This window comes from Ornithinibacillus halophilus (assembly GCF_900129485.1).
GTDB classification, from domain to species: Bacteria; Bacillota; Bacilli; order Bacillales; family Amphibacillaceae; genus Ornithinibacillus; species Ornithinibacillus halophilus.
Genome location: NZ_FQVW01000054.1, coordinates 1 through 17,934, shown reverse-complemented (window position 1 = coordinate 17,934; position 17,934 = coordinate 1). Strand labels below are relative to the sequence as shown.

Genomic DNA, 17,934 nt, shown 5'->3' with positions numbered 1-17,934 from the left:
AAATATATCTTGGTTGAATTTGACCAAGTTCCATATCTATAAAACGCCTTCGTATTTGTGGAGCACCCTTAACTAGTGTGAGGTCTTCTGGCGCAAACATAACAACATTAAGTGACCCAATATAATCACTCAATCGCTTTTGTTCAATTCGATTTAGTTTAGCTTTTTTCCCTTTAGTTGAAATAATAATTTCTAGAGGAAAATTTTGATTTCGTTTGGTAATTCTACCTTCAATTTTTGCAAATTCTTCGTCCCATTTTATTAGTTCTTTCTCTCTTGAAGTTCGGTGGGACTTCGTAAATGCCAACAAATAAATTGCTTCCATAAGGTTTGTTTTTCCTTGGGCATTTTCTCCAATTATAACATTAATTTTGTCATCAAAGGATATTTCCAATTGCTGGTAGTTACGATAATTTTTTAAATTAAGACGATCAATATACATGTATATTCCTCATTTAGAAGCACCCATGTGAGACACCTCTGAATTTTAAATAATTATTCATCAACTTTCACTGCAATAAAAGTACCAATATCTTCAATCTCTACAACGTCATTCGGATATAGCTTTCTTCCACGGCGATGTTCTCTTTCTCCATTCACAAGAACACCTTGATCTTGAAGAAATGATTTCACCATACCTCCAGAATCCAAAACGTTTGTTAGTTTAACAAATTGGCCTAGTGTTATATATTCCGTTTTAATCACAATAGGATTATGCAATTTTATCACCAAATTTCTTCGCTCATGTTTATAAAAGGTCCTTATTTCTATTTTACTAAAGATTTAAGGTTAAGGAAAGGAACTACCCCATATTTATCAAATAAACGCTCTAAAAGCCTTTAAAATGCTTTTTAGAATAATTAAAGAGCACTGAGATTCCACATTATTACGTACGAACTTGAACTGCGCTTGCAATTACTAGGGACTAAGACCAGATAAAATAAGTATTTTTATGCTAGTTGCAAGTAACTTGGAGCATTCATCTCTGGATTTTATACTTTCTTGTCTATTGAAAAAGCTCTTATTTTAGAAATAAGAGCTTTTCATAATTAAATATTCTTTAATTTTTAGTAAGTTCGAACCGGTAATATTAATTGTAAAATCGAACCGTCATGTTCAGGGCGAATGATAAATGGCCTCATTGCCCCTGTAAAGTCAATTTTCACTTCATCTGCTTCCATTGCTTTTAAGGCATCCATCATGTATTTCGAACTAAATGAGATTTTTAATTCTTCTCCCTCAATCGAAGAAACGGCAATCTCTTCCGTTACTTTTCCAATTTCAGGGGAATTTCCGATAATCTCGACTAGATCATTTCCTTTTGTTGTTAAACGGACAACGTTATTATGTTCTTCTTTAGCCAATAAAGAAGCACGATCAATTGTATTTAATAATTCTTTTGTTTTTACATGGATGGTTGTTTTGCTTTGATCAGGAATTAAACGAGATGTTTCTGGATAATTACCATCTAAAATTCTAGATAAGAAGTTTAAATGTTTCGCTCTAAAAAGAACTTGGTTATTTGTAACACTAATTTCTACATTTTCATCTGTATCATCTAGAATTTTGTTTAATTCATTTAAGCTTTTACCTGGGATAACTACATTTATTTCTTCCATGTTAACTGTTTCTATATTCATTTCTCGAACAGCTAAACGGTGGCTATCTGTTGCAGTAAATAATAATTTGTTGTCTTTTAATGTTACATTTACCCCAGTTAAAATAGGGCGAGTTTCCATTGTAGAAACAGCAAAAACCGTTTGTTTTATCATGCTCTTCAACACTGCAGTTGGTAATTCTAAACTATTATCAGTTTGAAGTTTAGGTAAGTGTGGATACTCCTCAGCATCCTGACCATTTAAATTGAATTCTGCTTTTCCTGAACGAATAGTTACCTGTAAATTACTATCAGCTTCGATTTCTACCGTTTGTTCTGGTAATTTACGAACAATTTCTGAAAAATATTTAGCTTGTAAGACAATACTACCTTCAGTTATTTCTTCAACATAAACCATTTCTTCCTCTTCTGCAGGAATATACGATTCAATTGATATATCAGAGTCACTTCCAGTTAAAGTTATTCCGTGATTTCTAGCATCAATTTTAATTCCTGTTAAAATCGGAATCGCTGTTCTTGATGAGATTGCTTTCATTACATCTTGAACACTGGCAATTAGTTGATTTCGTTGTATAACAAATTTCATAAAAAATCCTCCTAACGGAAGTTATATATATTTATTTTTATTATAAAAATATAGTAATAATAATAGTAATAGCTGTGATTATGTGGATAAGTACTTTAAACGCTGATATAAGTAAGTTATCCACATGTGTATAAAGTGTTCATAACTATGCATTGTTATCCTCAATATTCACATGTGGATATGAATTAAATTTTAAAGAGCTTTTATTTTTTCTATAAGTTCATCGATTTCTTTAGCTAGTAAAGAGTCTTTATCTAGTAATTTTGAGATCTTTTCATGGGCATGAATAACTGTTGTATGATCTCTTCCACCAAATTCATCGCCAATTTTAGGTAGGGAGAAGTCTGTCATCTCTCTAGAAAGATACATTGCTATTTGTCGAGGAAATGCGATAGATTTTGTACGTTTTTTTGCGATAAAATCCTCTAATTTAACGCTATACGTCTCACCAACAACTTCCATGATTCGTTTAATTGTTATAACTTTTGGTTTGCTGCTTGGAATAATATCTTTCAATGCATCTGCAGCTAGTGCAGCATCTATATCCTTATTAACTAGAGAGGAATAAGCAACTACACGAATTAAAGCTCCTTCTAGTTCGCGAATATTGGTGTCAATTTGATTGGCAATATAGAGCATTACTTCATTCGGAATATCCAAACCCTCAGCTTTTGCTTTTTTCGTTAAGATAGCAATTCTAGTTTCTAAATCAGGTGGGGTAATATCTGTTATTAATCCCCATTCAAATCGTGAACGTAGCCTATCCTCTAAAGTTGGAATTTCTTTTGGAGGTCGGTCACTAGAGATAATAATTTGCTTATTTTCTTCATGTAATGCATTAAAGGTATGGAAAAACTCTTCCTGGGTTGATTCTTTCCCAGCAATAAATTGGATGTCATCAATTAGTAAAATATCAACATTTCGATATTTATTACGGAAGTTAATTGTTTTGTTGTCCATAATGGCATTAATAAATTCATTGGTGAACTTTTCTGAAGAAATATAGACAACTTTTGCATCTTTATTGTGCTCTTTAACATAGTGCCCAATAGCATGCATTAAATGGGTTTTACCAAGTCCTACTCCACCGTATATAAATAGTGGGTTGTAGGCCTTAGCTGGTGCCTCAGCAACTGCTAAGGATGCAGCATGTGCAAATCGGTTTCCAGAACCAATAACAAAAGTGTCAAACGTGTATTTAGGGTTTAACATATTTTTGGTATTGTCTGGGCTATCATTCACTTTAGGAATAGGTTTTGGTTCTGGATTAATTTCACCTTCAGTGAATGTGTCAGGAATAATAAACTTAATCGTAAGTTTAGCTCCTGTAATTTCCACCAGGATGTTCGAAATAAGTTGTGTATACTGCTCTTCTAACCAGTCTCTAGCAAATTCATTAGGAGCACTAATCGTTAGTACTTTTCCTTCTAGTGAATCGGCTTTTGTATTTTTCAACCATGTTTCAAAGCTGGGCTTGCTAATTTTTTCTTCTATCTTCTTTAAAGTAGCATCCCATAGATCATTTATATTTTCCAAACTGGTTTCACCCCTCTCAAGTTCTATGGAGTCCATGGCTTGAATAGATTACAAGTAAAGATTAAAAAACCCCTTTCTATCATTTCAGACTACATAGCAATGATGGAAAGGTAGACAAGATAGTATTTTTTTAAGAAATAATATGATGAAATGTTTATTTTCATTTGTGGATAATAACAATCAGAACTAAAGGGACCTTTCATAACTTATAGACATTATTAACAGAGATGTTGATAACTTCATAAACAAGGATGTGAATTAATGTCCACAGGATATCCACAAACTGTGTATAACTAATTTGATTGAATCTATTATTCACATACTAAAACACAACTATAATAACAAATAATAACCTTTACTGCAATGGTTTTTCGACATTTATCCACAATATCCATTGGTTGTAGACAAATACTATCCACACTACTATATTTTGTGATTAACTTGTCGATAAATTATGTGGATAATAAAAATGTGTACTAGAAGTAGAGTAATAACCTGTGGACAATTATTTCAGTGTGTATCTCATCTATATATTGTTTAGAAGGTGGATCTTTATGCTCATTAATTTTTTTAAAATGAAAGTTGACAGATGAAGGATGTTTTCAGTATAATTACAAAGACTGTCTACGAGGTAGGCATTAATGATGAAGTTAATTGGTTCCTTCGGGGAGGTGCAAGATAGATGAAAAGAACATTTCAACCAAATAATCGTAAACGTAAAAAAGTACACGGCTTCCGTGCACGTATGAGCACTAAAAACGGACGTAAAGTTTTAGCACGTCGTCGTCGTAAAGGTAGAAAAGTATTATCAGCATAGGCCACTGAATCAATCAGTGGTCTTTTTTTCACGTTAATATAAAAAATGCTTTTCTTTTGATTTAGCAGCTTAAATTATTTAAGTGCTCTCGAATAGATAGGAAGCGTTTGGTTTAAAATGAATGGTGATAATACTATAGATAGATAAGTACTTTTTAATTAGGTGAGATATCTTGAAAAAAGAAAATCGTGTCAAAGATAATAAGGAATTTCAACAGATCTTTAAGCAGGGAAAGTCTTTTGCAAATAGACAGCTAGTATTATACTATCGCAAAAAAACAGACCAGAAGCATTTTCGTGTAGGTCTATCTGTTGGGAAAAAAATCGGCAATGCTGTGATGAGAAATCGTATTAAACGATTACTAAGACAAGCATTTCTAGATTTAAAAGATCAAGTCAAATCAGAGTATGACATTATTATTATTGCGAGAAATCCTACTAAAAATATGGACTACTTTGAGATTAAAAAAAGCTTAATTCATCTTTTATCAAAACAAAAACTAATGAAGTAGCGAATCATTTTTAGTTTTATATAGAATCTGGTAACGGTTTATTGTAAAATATGACTTGTACATGTAAGTTTTGCTATTGATTAGTTAGGAGGAAACAAATTGCGTAAAAAGATATTTTTGCTTGCAATATTACTCGTGTTGCTAGCAGTGCTTTCAGGTTGTACGGAGATAGAAAAGCCGATAACACCTGATAGTGAAGGTATTTGGAATAAATATTTTGTATATCCAATTTCGTGGCTGATTTTATACTTTGCAGATTTATTTAATGATAACTTTGGACTATCGATTATTATTGTAACGGTAATTATTCGTTTATTGTTATTGCCATTAAACGTAAAACAATTAAAAAGTTCAAAAGCGATGCAAGATATCCAACCAGAATTAAAAGAATTACAACAGAAATATAGCTCAAAAGATGCCAATACACAACAGAAGCTTCAACAAGAAACGATGGCATTATTCCAAAAACATGGGGTAAATCCTCTTGCAGGATGTTTACCAATTTTTGTTCAAATGCCAATCCTTATTGGGATCTATCATGCGATAATGCGTACAGAGGCAATTGATGGCCATAGTTTCTTATGGTTTGCACTTGATAAAGCAGATCCATATTTCTTACTACCATTAATAGCTGCAGGAGCTACATGGTTCCAACAAAAGCTAATGATGGCAGGAAGTCCGGCAGCACAGAACCCACAAATGATGGTAATGCTTTATGTAATGCCAATTATGATCGGGGTATTTGCGATCTTCTTCCCAGCAGCTCTAGCATTGTACTGGGTTGTAGGTAACATCTTCATGGTTGCACAAACAATTTTCATTCGTAAGCCAATGATGAAAGACGTTAATACTGGAGGAGACAAAAAGTGAGACAAGTAACTGCTAGTGGACAAACGGTTGAAGAAGCGGTCCAATCAGCATTAGAGCAGTTAAACACAACTCGGGACCACGTCGAAATTGAAGTGATTGATGAAGGTAAGAGAGGTATTCTTGGAGTTTTTGGTTCAAAACGAGCATTTGTAAAAGTGACACTTGCTAAGAATCAAGTTCAGGAAGCGGAGAAATTTCTTAAAGATGTCGTTAATAATATGAATGTAGAAGTTAATATTCATACAACAGTGGAAGATAATCATGTAACATTTGACCTTTCAGGTGAAAAAATTGCCTTATTGATTGGCAAACGTGGACAAACCTTAAATGCAATACAATATCTAGTACACTTAGTGATAAATAAAGATGGTAAAAAGTTTTATACGGTTACCGTAGATGCTGAAGGGTATCGAGGTAGAAGAAGAGAAACACTTGAATCCTTAGCAAATCGAATGGCAGAAAAAGCCCTTCGAATCAATAAAAAAGTAGCATTAGAACCAATGCCAGCATATGAAAGAAAAATCATTCATAGCGTATTACAAGCAAGAGACGATGTAAGCACGTATTCAGATGGAACAGAGCCTCATCGTCATATTGTTATCAAGCCATAATCGAAAAGCTATCCTTCGGGGTAGCTTTTTTTGTATGAAATATTTCTTTTAATCAATAATAAGAGGTAAATTGGGTTACTAAAGGAGTAAAATATGAGCAATCACTATTCTGGAGAGATTTTTAGTGGTGAATTTGATGCGAACAGCTTTTATTTGACACAAGTAAAAAATTTAACGACATCATCTACTTTGTCGAGAAACCAATTACATAGGCTTTTCCATTATTTAGAGGAACATAACGATACATTTACAATGACAGTTAATGATCAACTACCTGTACTATTACAGCATGAAGACATATCAACGTTATTAAAGGAACTTGAGGAAATAATGAGAGAGTTGAAGCATTAGTAATCCTTTCTTGAACTTTGAATTTAGACTCATTATTTTTCCATTCATAAGATATGTTCATAATGCTAATCCTAATTAAAAAGGAGGGTTTTTATGAGTAAGAATGATAAAAAGGAAATGGAAAAAGTTGCAGAAAAGATGTATGAGCCATCCTATTATAAAAGTAATACACAACTAGGTAAAGGGCTAGCAACAACACATGAACAAGTTTCAGATACGTATATGGAAGGAACAGTAGACGCTCAAATTTATCAACTCGATGAGCAAGGTGAATTAAAAAGCCATAAAGGTGAAGAAATTCCTAGAAAGGGATTCAATAAGTAGTATTTTCCAGAGTCTTACTTTGTTAAGGCTCTTTTTTAATGCATTTTAATTAGATGATACAGATAACTGGAAACTGTTAACATGTACATAAGAGGAAAAATGATATAAAATCTTACTTGTCCACATGTGAATAACATAAAATCAAAATTTATTATTGTGGATAAGTCACAATTATGATATTCTATACAGTTAGTGACGATAAAATATTGTTGCTAACATGTGAATAAATAAATTCTATCTTATCTTGATAAGTGTAACTAAGGTATTTGCTATTAAAAATTAACGAATACCAAGTTTTCTAGTGTGTAAAATTAATGTGTATATATAGATAGATTGTGTAACAATGATGAAAAGTGGAGGTGAACGTAATGATGGAGACTGATACGATTACAGCAATTTCGACGCCCATCGGAGAAGGTGCGATTGCTATTGTACGATTAAGTGGACCTGATGCTGTATCGATTACTGCTGATTTATTTGATGGGAAGGATTTAACAAAAGTAGATTCACATACGATTAACTATGGAAAAATAATGGATCCGGAAACGAATGAAGTTGCGGAAGAAGTAATGGTGTCGGTAATGCGTGCACCAAAAACTTTCACCCGTGAAGATGTAGTAGAAATAAATTGTCATGGTGGAATGGTTTCTGTTAACCGTGTGTTAGAAATCTTATTACAAAAAGGTGCTAGACTAGCAGAGCCTGGTGAATTCACAAAACGTGCCTTTTTAAATGGGAGAATTGACTTATCTCAGGCAGAAGCCGTAATGGATTTAATTCGAGCAAAAACAGATAAAGCGATGTCGGTTGCCTTAAAGCAGATGGATGGTCGTTTATCAGGATTAATTCAAAAATATCGCCAAGATTTATTAGAAACGGTCGCACATGTTGAAGTGAATATCGATTATCCTGAATATGATGATGTAGAAGAAATGTCACATGAAATGATGAAGAAAAAGACAAAAGAAGTGCATGACGAAATTGAGGAATTACTTCAAGTAGCTAAGCAAGGCAAGATCTTACGTGAAGGATTAGCTACAGCGATTATTGGTCGTCCGAATGTAGGTAAATCCTCTTTAATGAATACACTCGTTCAAGAAAATAAGGCAATCGTAACAGAAATCCCTGGAACAACAAGGGATATTATTGAAGAATATGTTAATGTTCGTGGAGTGCCACTTCGTTTAGTGGATACAGCTGGTATTCGTGAAACAGAGGATATCGTTGAAAAAATAGGGGTGAATCGTTCACGCCAAGTATTAAAGGAATCTGATCTAATCTTATTCGTTCTTAACTATAATGATGATTTAACTGAAGAAGATAGAAAGCTATTCGAAGCTATAAGTGGTCTTGAATATATAGTTATCATAAATAAAACCGATTTGCCTCAAAAATTAAATTTAGAAGAAGTAAAAGTAATTGCTGGAGATCGTCCAATTATTTCGACCTCGTTAATAGAAGAAAAAGGGGTAGACGAATTAGAGTCAGCGATTGCTAAAACATTTTTTGCAGGTGATATTGATACAGGCGATTTAACGTATGTATCAAACGTAAGACATATTCAGTTACTAAAACAAGCAAAACAAGCTTTAGAAGATGCAATGCAAAGTTTAGAAATGAATATGCCATTAGATATTGTACAAATTGATGTAACAAGAACGTGGGAATTTTTAGGTGAAATTATAGGTGATACGGCTAGCGATAGTTTAATTGACCAGCTGTTCTCGCAATTCTGTTTAGGAAAATAAAATTACTAAAAGAAAGGATGACATGTATGGTATACAATGCGGGTAATTACGATACCATTGTAATTGGTGCTGGTCACGCAGGTGTTGAAGCAGGTCTTGCTGCTGCAAGAATGGGTGCCAAAACACTAATGTTAACACTGAATTTAGATATGGTTGCTTTTATGCCATGTAACCCTTCCATCGGTGGTCCTGCAAAAGGGATAGTCGTTCGAGAAATAGATGCCCTTGGTGGAGTAATGGGGAAAGTAATTGATAAAACGCACATTCAAATGCGTATGTTAAATACAGGTAAAGGTCCTGCCGTTCAAGCATTGCGTGCGCAAGCAGATAAACCTTTATATATAAAAGAAATGAAGTATATTTTGGAAAATGAGCCAAACCTTACATTACGTCAAGGGATGGTAGATGAATTAATCGTTGAAGATGGTGTATGTAAAGGGGTATTAACAGAGACCAACGCTGCTTATTATGCGGAAACAGTAATTGTTACTACTGGTACTTTTATGCGTGGGAAAGTATTAATGGGGGATTTGGAATATGAAAGTGGTCCAAATAACCAACGACCTTCTATAAAACTTTCGAAGAACCTTGAAGAGATAGGGTTGGATCTTGTTCGTTTTAAAACAGGTACCCCTCCACGTGTGAATAGTCATACCATTGATTACTCCAAGACAGAAATACAACCTGGTGATGAAAAACCTCAAGGATTCTCGTATGAAACAACAGATTTCATTACGGATCAAATTCCGTGTTGGTTAACGTATACGAATGAATTTACACATCAAATCATTAATGACAATCTTGGACTATCAGCGATGTATTCAGGGATGAAACGTGGAACAGGCCCACGCTATTGCCCATCTATTGAAGATAAAATTGTTCGTTTTAATGACAAACCACGTCATCAAGTTTTCTTGGAACCAGAAGGAAGAGATACTGAGGAAGTGTATGTACAAGGATTGTCGACATCATTACCAGAGTCAATCCAACATGAGATGATTAAAACAGTACCTGGATTAGAAAATGCTCAAATTATGCGTCCAGGCTATGCTATCGAATATGATTCAATTGTTCCAACACAATTATGGCCAACGTTAGAAACAAAGAATATTCCAGGTCTATTTACAGCTGGCCAAATTAATGGTACTTCTGGATATGAAGAAGCAGCTGCTCAAGGAATTATGGCTGGTATTAATGCTGCTGCCAAAGTACTTGAAAAGGATCCAGTTATTTTGGACCGTTCTCAAGGATATATCGGAGTATTAATCGATGATCTAGTTACAAAAGGAACGAAGGAACCATATCGTCTATTAACGTCACGTGCAGAATATCGTTTATTGTTAAGACATGATAATGCAGATCTACGTTTAACAGAATTAGGATATGAGCTGGGCCTAATTTCTGAGGAACGCTATCAAAGATTTGTAGAGAAAAAACGTCTTGTAGAAGAAGAGAAGAAACGTCTCTACAAAATCATTGTAAAACCTTCTGAAGATGTGCAACAAATGCTAAATGAAGCAAATGGAACACCACTAAAAGAAGCAGCTCGTGCTTATGACTTATTAAAACGCCCTGAAATGTCTTATGATTTACTTTCTAGAGTTATTGAAACTAATGATGAATTGCCATTAGATGTTAAAGAACAAGTAGAAATACAGATCAAGTATGAAGGGTATATAAAAAAGGCTAATGAACAAGTTGAGCGTATGTTAAAAATGGAAGACAAAAAGATTCCTGAGAATATTGATTATGATGATATTAGTGGTATTGCTACAGAAGCAAAGGAAAAACTAAAAGAAGTAAGGCCTTTATCTGTTGGGCAAGCATCACGTATTTCTGGTGTAAACCCATCTGATATTTCAATATTACTTGTTTATATTGAACAAGGGAAAATTGCCAAAGTGGCTAACTAAATAGTACTATGAGAAGTCGACGATTATGTCGACTTCTTGTTACATATAAAGGAGTATTTGTTATGAATCCAGAACAATTTGCATCCCAATTAGAAAAGCAAGGTATCAATCTAACAAAACGACAATTAGAACAATTTTCAATCTATTTCAAAACACTTGTGGAATGGAATGAAAAAATTAACTTAACGGCATTAACAAATGAAGAAGATGTGTATTTAAAGCATTTTTATGATTCTATATCAGCTGCTTTTTATTATAATTTTGAAGGTGAAATACATATTTGCGATGTTGGAGCAGGGGCGGGGTTTCCTAGTATCCCGCTAAAAATCTGTTTTCCTCATATTAAAGTAACTATTGTTGATTCGTTGCAGAAACGAATTGGCTTTTTGAATCAATTAGCAAGTGATTTAGACTTGAAGGATGTAGCTTTTTATCATGATCGAGCAGAGACTTTTGGGAAAAATAAAAAGTTTAGAGAATCATTTGATGTTGTGACAGCGCGTGCCGTTGCGAGGATGTCTGTTTTAAGTGAGTTATGTTTACCTCTAGCAAAAGTGAATGGTGTATTTATCGCCATGAAAGGTGCACAGGCTTCTGATGAATTAAAAGATGCTAAAGTAGCTATTCAAGTATTAGGAGGGGAAGTAGAAAAGGCACATTCATTTACTTTACCTACGGAAGAAAGCGAACGATCTATATTAATAATTAATAAGAAGAGAAAAACACCAAATAAATACCCACGGAAACCTGGGACTCCAAATAAAGAACCAATTAGCTAAAAGGATACTAAGATGATTTAACTGCTAGATTGAACATAAGTCTAGCAGTATTACGTATCTACATTATCATTTAGGGAAAATAATAGATTTTTTAACATACTCTTATCGCTTCTAGTATGTTAGAATAGTATTATCTGTTTAATTATTGCATCATTGCTTTAAAGATAATATAGTAATTTATACATAGATATTAATTACAACATAAGAATGTTTCACGTGAAACAATTTTAGCATATGAAAGCAAATACATATGTCTGACCTAATGAAGGGTGGGCATTTCTAATCTTTTTCGAACTATTATTTAATAGTCATCATAGATAAGTTTTCTAATAAGATAAGAAAATAGTTTTTACAGAGATGTCTAGCTCCAGCGCCTACCCCCTCGAGGTCTTAAGTCAATCCTCATCACGGGCAAAAATCGCCACTCCGAGGCTCGACTTAAGCTTGTCGGGGGTGACCAAGGCGCCTGCGCATTTCTTATCTACTAATCTATTTATAAAAAAAGGTGGTGTCTGATGGTGGTGCATCCATTTAACCGTATTTTTGGTTTAGGGGAGAAAGATACTGATTCTACTAATTTAGAAGAAGAGTCCTATCATCCAGATGAAGTTATTCAGGTTCCGGTAAAAAATATTGAGCCGAACCGTTATCAACCAAGGTCTATATTTAACGAAGAGAAAATTACAGAATTAGCTCAAACAATTAATACACATGGTATGATCCAACCTATTGTCTTAAGGCAAATTGACGATGAGAAGTATGAGATAATTGCTGGCGAACGTAGATGGAGAGCTGTTCAATCATTAGGATGGGAAACAGTATCAGCTATTATTCGTGAAATGACGGATACTCAAACGGCTTCTGTTGCTTTAATAGAGAACTTACAACGTGAAGAGTTAACAGTTATAGAAGAAGCAGTTGCATATGCTAAGTTATTAGAAATGCATAGTTTAACACAAGAAGCGTTAGCTCAAAGGCTAGGGAAAAATCAATCCACGATTGCTAATAAGCTTCGACTATTAAAACTACCAGAACCAATTCAACAGGCGCTTTTAGCAAAAAAAATTACGGAACGACATGCTCGTGCTTTAATAAAGCTAAAAGATGAGGAAAAACAATTAAACCTGTTGAATGAGATTCTGGAACATGAATTAAATGTTAAACAAACAGAAGATCGTGTAGCGACGATTAATAAGCCGAAAGAAAAGAAGAAACCAAGACCAAAATTAAAAGGTGTTAATAAGGATGTAAGAATTGCGATGAATACAATTCGCCAATCTTTATCAATGGTTTCTGATACAGGGATTGAAGTGGAATCAGACGAGCAAGACTTAGATGATTATTACCAAATTACTATTAAAATACCAAAAAAGAAATAATACATTAACTACTACTATAATCCTCCCTCATCTTTATTAGATGGGGGAGTTATCTAGTGCCTCCTAATTACCTCGTACTTGATTTTCATATAATTACTTCAAATATTATTAGACATTAAATTACATATTACTAACAAATTAATAATTTAATAGTCGTTTCATTAAAAAAAGTGATAGAATAGATATTATATTGTTTAGGTAGGTGAAATCATGGGGAAAATAATGTCCGTCGCAAATCAAAAAGGTGGCGTAGGAAAGACAACCTCATCAGTAAATTTAAGTGCATGTTTAGCGCAATTGGGAAATAAAGTATTACTTGTGGACATTGATCCTCAAGGGAATGCCACAAGTGGTGTAGGAATCAATAAAGCTGATATGACGCAATGTATATATAATGTATTAATTGAAGATTTGCCAGCAGAAGAGGTTTGTGTACCAACTTCAATGGAAAACTTAGATATAATACCAGCAACCATTCAATTAGCAGGTGCTGAAGTTGAACTTGTACCAACTATATCCCGTGAAATTAGACTGAAAAAATCATTAGAAGAATTAAAAGAAATCTATGATTATATTATCATTGATTGTCCACCATCACTGGGATTATTAACAATAAACGCACTAACATCATCAGATTCCGTAATCATACCTGTACAATGTGAATATTACGCTCTTGAAGGGTTAAGCCAATTATTAAATACGATTCGTCTTGTTCAGAAACATTTAAATAAAGAACTTATGATAGAAGGGGTTCTTTTAACAATGCTCGATGCAAGAACGAATCTAGGTATTCAAGTAATTGAAGAGGTGAAAAAATACTTCCAAGATAAAGTATATCGTTCGGTAATCCCTAGAAATGTACGTTTAGGAGAAGCTCCGAGTCATGGACAACCAATTATTACGTATGATCCAAAATCAAAAGGTGCTGAAGTATATCTTGAATTAGCGAAGGAAGTGATGGGTAATGGCACGAGGGTTGGGTAGAGGACTTGATGCGTTCTTCCCGGAAACTGAAGAAACGAAAGACGATGCTGTACAAAAAATTTCAATTAAAGATTGTAGACCTAATCCATACCAACCTAGAAAAACTTTCGATACAGAAGCAATTGAAGAACTTAAAGAATCCATTATGGAATACGGTATTATACAGCCTCTGATTGTACGTAAAAGCATCAAAGGGTATGAAATTGTTGTTGGTGAAAGACGTTTTCGAGCAGCAAAAGAAGCCGGATTAACAGAAATACCTGTTATGGTTAAAGAGCTAACCGATGAGAAAATGATGGAACTGGCTTTACTTGAAAACCTACAACGTGAGGATCTATCAGTAATTGAAGAGGCACAAGCATATGCCAATTTAATGGATAAATTAAATGTAACACAAGAAGAGCTCTCAAGACGTTTAGGGAAAAGTCGCTCTCATATAGCGAATATGGTCCGCTTGTTAGGTTTACCAGAGCAAGTAATTGCTTATATTAACAATGGTGAGCTTTCAATGGGACACGGAAGAGCGTTATTAGGATTAAAAGACAAGAATCATATGATTCCTTTAGTGAATAAAATTAGGAATGAAAAATTAAATGTTCGTCAAGTGGAGCAATTAATCATTCAACTAAATACTAAACAACCTAAAAAGAAAGAAAAACCTAAGAAAGATATTTTCCTTCAAGAAAGGGAATCTATTTTACGCGAGCGATTCGGAACCCATGTAAATATTACAAAAGGGAAAAGAAAAGGTAAAATTGAAATTGAATTTTACTCAGAAGATGACTTAGAACGTATCTTGGAAACCATGGAGAATAGTAATACACTATAAAAGAAGGTGACTGGAAGTAAGATTATCCAGTCACCTTCTTTTATAATTGCAAAATGTTTCACGTGAAACATTTTAGTAGATTGCACGTAAGATAGACGAAAAATTTCATAAGAATCTACTAGATATTAATAGAATTCATAGATATAATAAGACAATAAATTGCTGTATGCTAAGGGGATGTAAGTGTGGCATTATATGGAACAATCGTGAACGGAATACTAATAATCGTAGGAACGCTGCTAGGACTATTTTTTACTAGAATACCAGATAGATATAAAGAAACAGTAATGCATGGGATCGGTCTTGCGGTCATATTAATTGGATTACAAATGGCATTTTCTACAGAAGCTATCATAGTCGTTTTGTTAAGTTTATTATCAGGTGCAATATTAGGTGAACTCTTTCGATTAGAGGAGCTATTAAATAGGCTTGGTTCATGGATTGGTAGCAAATTCAAAAATACGAATGAGAACTTTACAATCTCTGATGGTTTTGTGACTGCATCATTAGTTTTTGTTATAGGGGCAATGTCGGTGATAGGAGCACTTGATAGTGGATTAAGAGGAGACCATGAAATATTGATTACAAAAGGAATTCTAGATGGCTTTATGGCTCTCGTTTTAACTACAACACTTGGATTTGGAGTTATTTTCTCAGTAATCCCAGTCGTATTATACCAAGGAACAATTGCATTGCTTGCTACACAAATTGAAAAATGGATACCAGATGCTTTTCTAAATGGGTTAATTTTAGAACTAACAGCGGTGGGTGGTTTATTAATCGTTGCGATAGGACTAAATCTATTAAAGATTACCCAAATTCGAATAGGCAATCTATTACCGTCTATCTTAACCGTTGCAGTTATATACTATTTTTATCAATTAATTTAATAGAGAAAACGTTAAAAAGAGGGCAGATTGGAATCTGTCCTCTTTACATTTAAAGGTATAATTCAATTTAAATTAGATAGATTTTTCTTTAATATGTGGTAAGACAACAGCAGGTGTAATGTTTTTGTATGTTAATTGTTTATCAATTGCATCTAGTATCGTTGCAAGCTTCTTAGATAATTCTACTACAATGGATAATCGGGTGTTTTGAAGAACAGAATACTCCATAAAACCACTTATATTGACCACTCCTGTAAGATGAATATCACCAATCTCAGGTAGGGGTTTCTTTAAAGCAGCTCCTGGTTTTAATGCTCCTTTATTTGCAATAATACAACCTACGGAATCAGTGCGTCCCAAACATGCATCTACAGCAATAATAAAAGGATCTTGATGTTGGGTTTTAATTAGCTTTATATAATCATGGAGGTTAGTGGCATGGACGGGATCTTGTAATGTCCCGTAGACAGTTAAATGTTTTGGCCTAGATTCAGTTAGATAGGAACCTGTTAATGGTCCTAAAGAGTCCCCAGTAGAACGGTCAGTACCAACACACACAACAACATACTCACGAGGATAATTAGGAAGCCATGCAATAATTTGCTCTTGCATATATTCTGTTAAATTAGCTTCAGTATGTTTCATTCGAAATGTATCTTTTTTTGTTTTGAAATGATTCTTTAGATTCATAGGATTTCCTCCACTGACATATTGATATTAGTATACGGCGGAAAAATAACTTTTATACATTAGTTATTAAAATTTACTGGAGGATATCGAATGATAAAATCAGGATTTAAGTGGATGTTTCTAATAATAGGAACAACAATTGGGGCAGGTTATGCGTCAGGGCGTGAGTTATGGGAGTTTTTTGGCCATGGAAGTGGACTAGCAATCTTATTATTTATTATCCTTTTCTCCTTTTCGTGTATTGTTATTATGAATGTTAGTTACCAAAAACAATCAACGGAATATCGTCCTGTATTAAAGGATATTGTAGGCGATAAGCTTGCGAAAATCTATGATGTAATGATTTTTGTATATTTATATACGACTACAGTAATTATGCTTTCTGGTAGCGGTGCGACTGGACAAGCTTTTAATTTTCCATATTGGTGGGGGATAGTGTTCATAGTAATTGCGTTAATTATTCTGTTTTTACGTGATATAACCGGATTATTATCTATTAATCAAGTAATTCTCCCAATCCTTTTAATTGGTTTATTATCGATTTTATTAAAGTTTACAGTTGATCAGGAGTTGCAATTGTTCTCACATTGGGATGAACAACATAATTGGATGGCTGCCTTTCCTTTTACTGCATTAAATATATTGCCACTAATAGCAGTATTGGGAGCTATTGGAGATAAAGTAGAATCTAAGAAGGAAATTTGGTTTGCTTGCATTGGAAGTGGATTGATTTTGGGACTCATAACATATATATATAATAATAGTCTGATACAAATTGCAGATGAATTGCTGCTTTATGAAATTCCTTTATTTGCGATCTTAAAAAACTATCCATTTCAAATGGTAATTTTTATGTCCATTTTATTATGGTTCGCAATATTTACAACTGCTGCTTCAGGAATATTAGGAATTGTAACGAGGGTGAAGAGTTATTTTCAGCAATATCCATTCGGTTTGTTGGTGATAATTATTTTATTAACGATGATTCCATTAACAAAATTAGGTTTTTCTAATTTAATTGGATTTCTTTATCCCATTTATGGAATTCTCAATTTATACGTATTAACACGTTTAATTCTCTATCCTGTTTGGAATAATGCTAATGCTAGAAAGAAATAAGAGAAATGTTTGCAATAGTAATATGAAAGAGATGTTGTTAATTTCATAGCCAAATTGAATTCTTGTCTGGCCAATCAGAATTGAATATAGTAAAATAATGTAATAAATTAATATTGCGAGGGGATTGGATTATGGCAGATAAAGAATTTGGATTAAATGATATCGTTCAAATGAAAAAGCCCCATCCGTGCGGGGAGAATCGGTGGAAAGTTATTCGCATGGGGATGGATATCCGAATTAAGTGTATGGGCTGTAATCACAGTGTTATGATACCACGCAGAGACTTTACGAAAAAACTTAAAAAAATAGTAGAGAAAGCCCCAGAATAAATTTTAATAAAATAGACAAAACTACACAGAAAATGGTAAATTAAAGACAT

At 33.6% G+C, this 17,934-nt stretch carries 20 protein-coding genes; 15 read left to right on the top strand and 5 right to left on the bottom strand.

What is annotated here, in order from left to right:
* From BUB12_RS15335 to dnaA, 4 genes are all read right to left on the bottom strand, one after another.
* On the bottom strand, positions 1–442 hold a 442-nt coding region (locus tag BUB12_RS15335), incomplete at its 3' end, for an AAA family ATPase (RefSeq protein ID WP_143155653.1).
* 53 nt (positions 443–495) lie between these two features.
* Complete coding sequence (gene yaaA / locus BUB12_RS15330) at positions 496–720, bottom strand: S4 domain-containing protein YaaA (protein ID WP_072891784.1); 225 nt, start codon at positions 718–720, stop codon at positions 496–498.
* A 347-nt stretch (positions 721–1,067) separates the two neighbouring features.
* Positions 1,068–2,204 (bottom strand): DNA polymerase III subunit beta, encoded by a 1,137-nt coding sequence (dnaN, locus tag BUB12_RS15325; RefSeq protein WP_072891783.1) that lies wholly within the window; start codon positions 2,202–2,204, stop codon positions 1,068–1,070.
* A 192-nt stretch (positions 2,205–2,396) separates the two neighbouring features.
* Positions 2,397–3,740: a chromosomal replication initiator protein DnaA gene (gene dnaA / locus BUB12_RS15320; protein WP_072891782.1), complete on the bottom strand. Its 1,344-nt coding sequence runs from the start codon at positions 3,738–3,740 to the stop codon at positions 2,397–2,399.
* 682 nt (positions 3,741–4,422) lie between these two features.
* Here dnaA and rpmH point away from each other — a divergent pair.
* The 13 genes from rpmH (at position 4,423) to BUB12_RS15255 (ending at position 15,746) form a co-directional block, all read left to right on the top strand.
* Entirely contained in the window at positions 4,423–4,557 is a 135-nt protein-coding gene (gene rpmH / locus BUB12_RS15315; RefSeq protein ID WP_010094630.1) for a 50S ribosomal protein L34, read from the top strand.
* Between the two features lie 172 nt (positions 4,558–4,729).
* Positions 4,730–5,068 (top strand): ribonuclease P protein component, encoded by a 339-nt coding sequence (gene rnpA / locus BUB12_RS15310; RefSeq protein WP_072891781.1) that lies wholly within the window; start codon positions 4,730–4,732, stop codon positions 5,066–5,068.
* A gap of 99 nt (positions 5,069–5,167) precedes the next feature.
* Positions 5,168–5,938, top strand: coding sequence for a YidC family membrane integrase SpoIIIJ (gene spoIIIJ, locus BUB12_RS15305; RefSeq protein WP_072891780.1), 771 nt, complete (start codon positions 5,168–5,170; stop codon positions 5,936–5,938).
* Positions 5,935–6,549: an RNA-binding cell elongation regulator Jag/EloR gene (jag, locus tag BUB12_RS15300; protein ID WP_072891779.1), complete on the top strand. Its 615-nt coding sequence runs from the start codon at positions 5,935–5,937 to the stop codon at positions 6,547–6,549. The genes spoIIIJ and jag overlap by 4 nt, the downstream gene beginning before the upstream one ends.
* A gap of 93 nt (positions 6,550–6,642) precedes the next feature.
* Positions 6,643–6,900, top strand: coding sequence for a hypothetical protein (locus tag BUB12_RS15295; RefSeq protein ID WP_072891778.1), 258 nt, complete (start codon positions 6,643–6,645; stop codon positions 6,898–6,900).
* Between the two features lie 93 nt (positions 6,901–6,993).
* A complete protein-coding gene (locus tag BUB12_RS15290; protein ID WP_072891777.1) occupies positions 6,994–7,224 on the top strand; it encodes a YozQ family protein in 231 nt (76 codons plus the stop codon).
* 371 nt (positions 7,225–7,595) lie between these two features.
* Positions 7,596–8,972, top strand: a complete 1,377-nt coding sequence (mnmE, locus tag BUB12_RS15285) for a tRNA uridine-5-carboxymethylaminomethyl(34) synthesis GTPase MnmE (RefSeq protein WP_072891786.1) — start codon at positions 7,596–7,598, stop codon at positions 8,970–8,972.
* Between the two features lie 26 nt (positions 8,973–8,998).
* The gene (gene mnmG, locus BUB12_RS15280; protein WP_072891776.1) at positions 8,999–10,885 is read left to right on the top strand and encodes a tRNA uridine-5-carboxymethylaminomethyl(34) synthesis enzyme MnmG; all 1,887 of its coding nucleotides are present in this window, start codon (positions 8,999–9,001) and stop codon (positions 10,883–10,885) included.
* 62 nt (positions 10,886–10,947) lie between these two features.
* Positions 10,948–11,664 (top strand): 16S rRNA (guanine(527)-N(7))-methyltransferase RsmG, encoded by a 717-nt coding sequence (gene rsmG / locus BUB12_RS15275; protein WP_072891775.1) that lies wholly within the window; start codon positions 10,948–10,950, stop codon positions 11,662–11,664.
* Between the two features lie 518 nt (positions 11,665–12,182).
* Positions 12,183–13,043, top strand: a complete 861-nt coding sequence (gene noc, locus BUB12_RS15270) for a nucleoid occlusion protein (protein ID WP_072891785.1) — start codon at positions 12,183–12,185, stop codon at positions 13,041–13,043.
* 210 nt (positions 13,044–13,253) lie between these two features.
* Positions 13,254–14,027, top strand: a complete 774-nt coding sequence (locus tag BUB12_RS15265; RefSeq protein ID WP_072891774.1) for a ParA family protein — start codon at positions 13,254–13,256, stop codon at positions 14,025–14,027.
* A complete protein-coding gene (locus BUB12_RS15260) occupies positions 14,008–14,856 on the top strand; it encodes a ParB/RepB/Spo0J family partition protein (RefSeq protein ID WP_072891773.1) in 849 nt (282 codons plus the stop codon). The genes BUB12_RS15265 and BUB12_RS15260 overlap by 20 nt, the downstream gene beginning before the upstream one ends.
* Positions 14,857–15,041: 185 nt before the next feature.
* A complete protein-coding gene (locus tag BUB12_RS15255; RefSeq protein ID WP_072891772.1) occupies positions 15,042–15,746 on the top strand; it encodes a DUF554 domain-containing protein in 705 nt (234 codons plus the stop codon).
* Positions 15,747–15,818: 72 nt separating this feature from the next.
* Here the strand turns inward: BUB12_RS15255 and yyaC are convergent, their stop codons facing one another.
* Positions 15,819–16,436, bottom strand: coding sequence for a spore protease YyaC (gene yyaC / locus BUB12_RS15250; RefSeq protein WP_072891771.1), 618 nt, complete (start codon positions 16,434–16,436; stop codon positions 15,819–15,821).
* A 90-nt stretch (positions 16,437–16,526) separates the two neighbouring features.
* Here yyaC and BUB12_RS15245 point away from each other — a divergent pair, with 90 nt between their 5' ends.
* The gene (locus BUB12_RS15245) at positions 16,527–17,555 is read left to right on the top strand and encodes a YkvI family membrane protein (protein WP_072891770.1); all 1,029 of its coding nucleotides are present in this window, start codon (positions 16,527–16,529) and stop codon (positions 17,553–17,555) included.
* 131 nt (positions 17,556–17,686) lie between these two features.
* Entirely contained in the window at positions 17,687–17,884 is a 198-nt protein-coding gene (locus BUB12_RS15240) for a DUF951 domain-containing protein (protein ID WP_072891769.1), read from the top strand.
* The last annotated feature ends 50 nt before the right edge of the window (positions 17,885–17,934 follow it).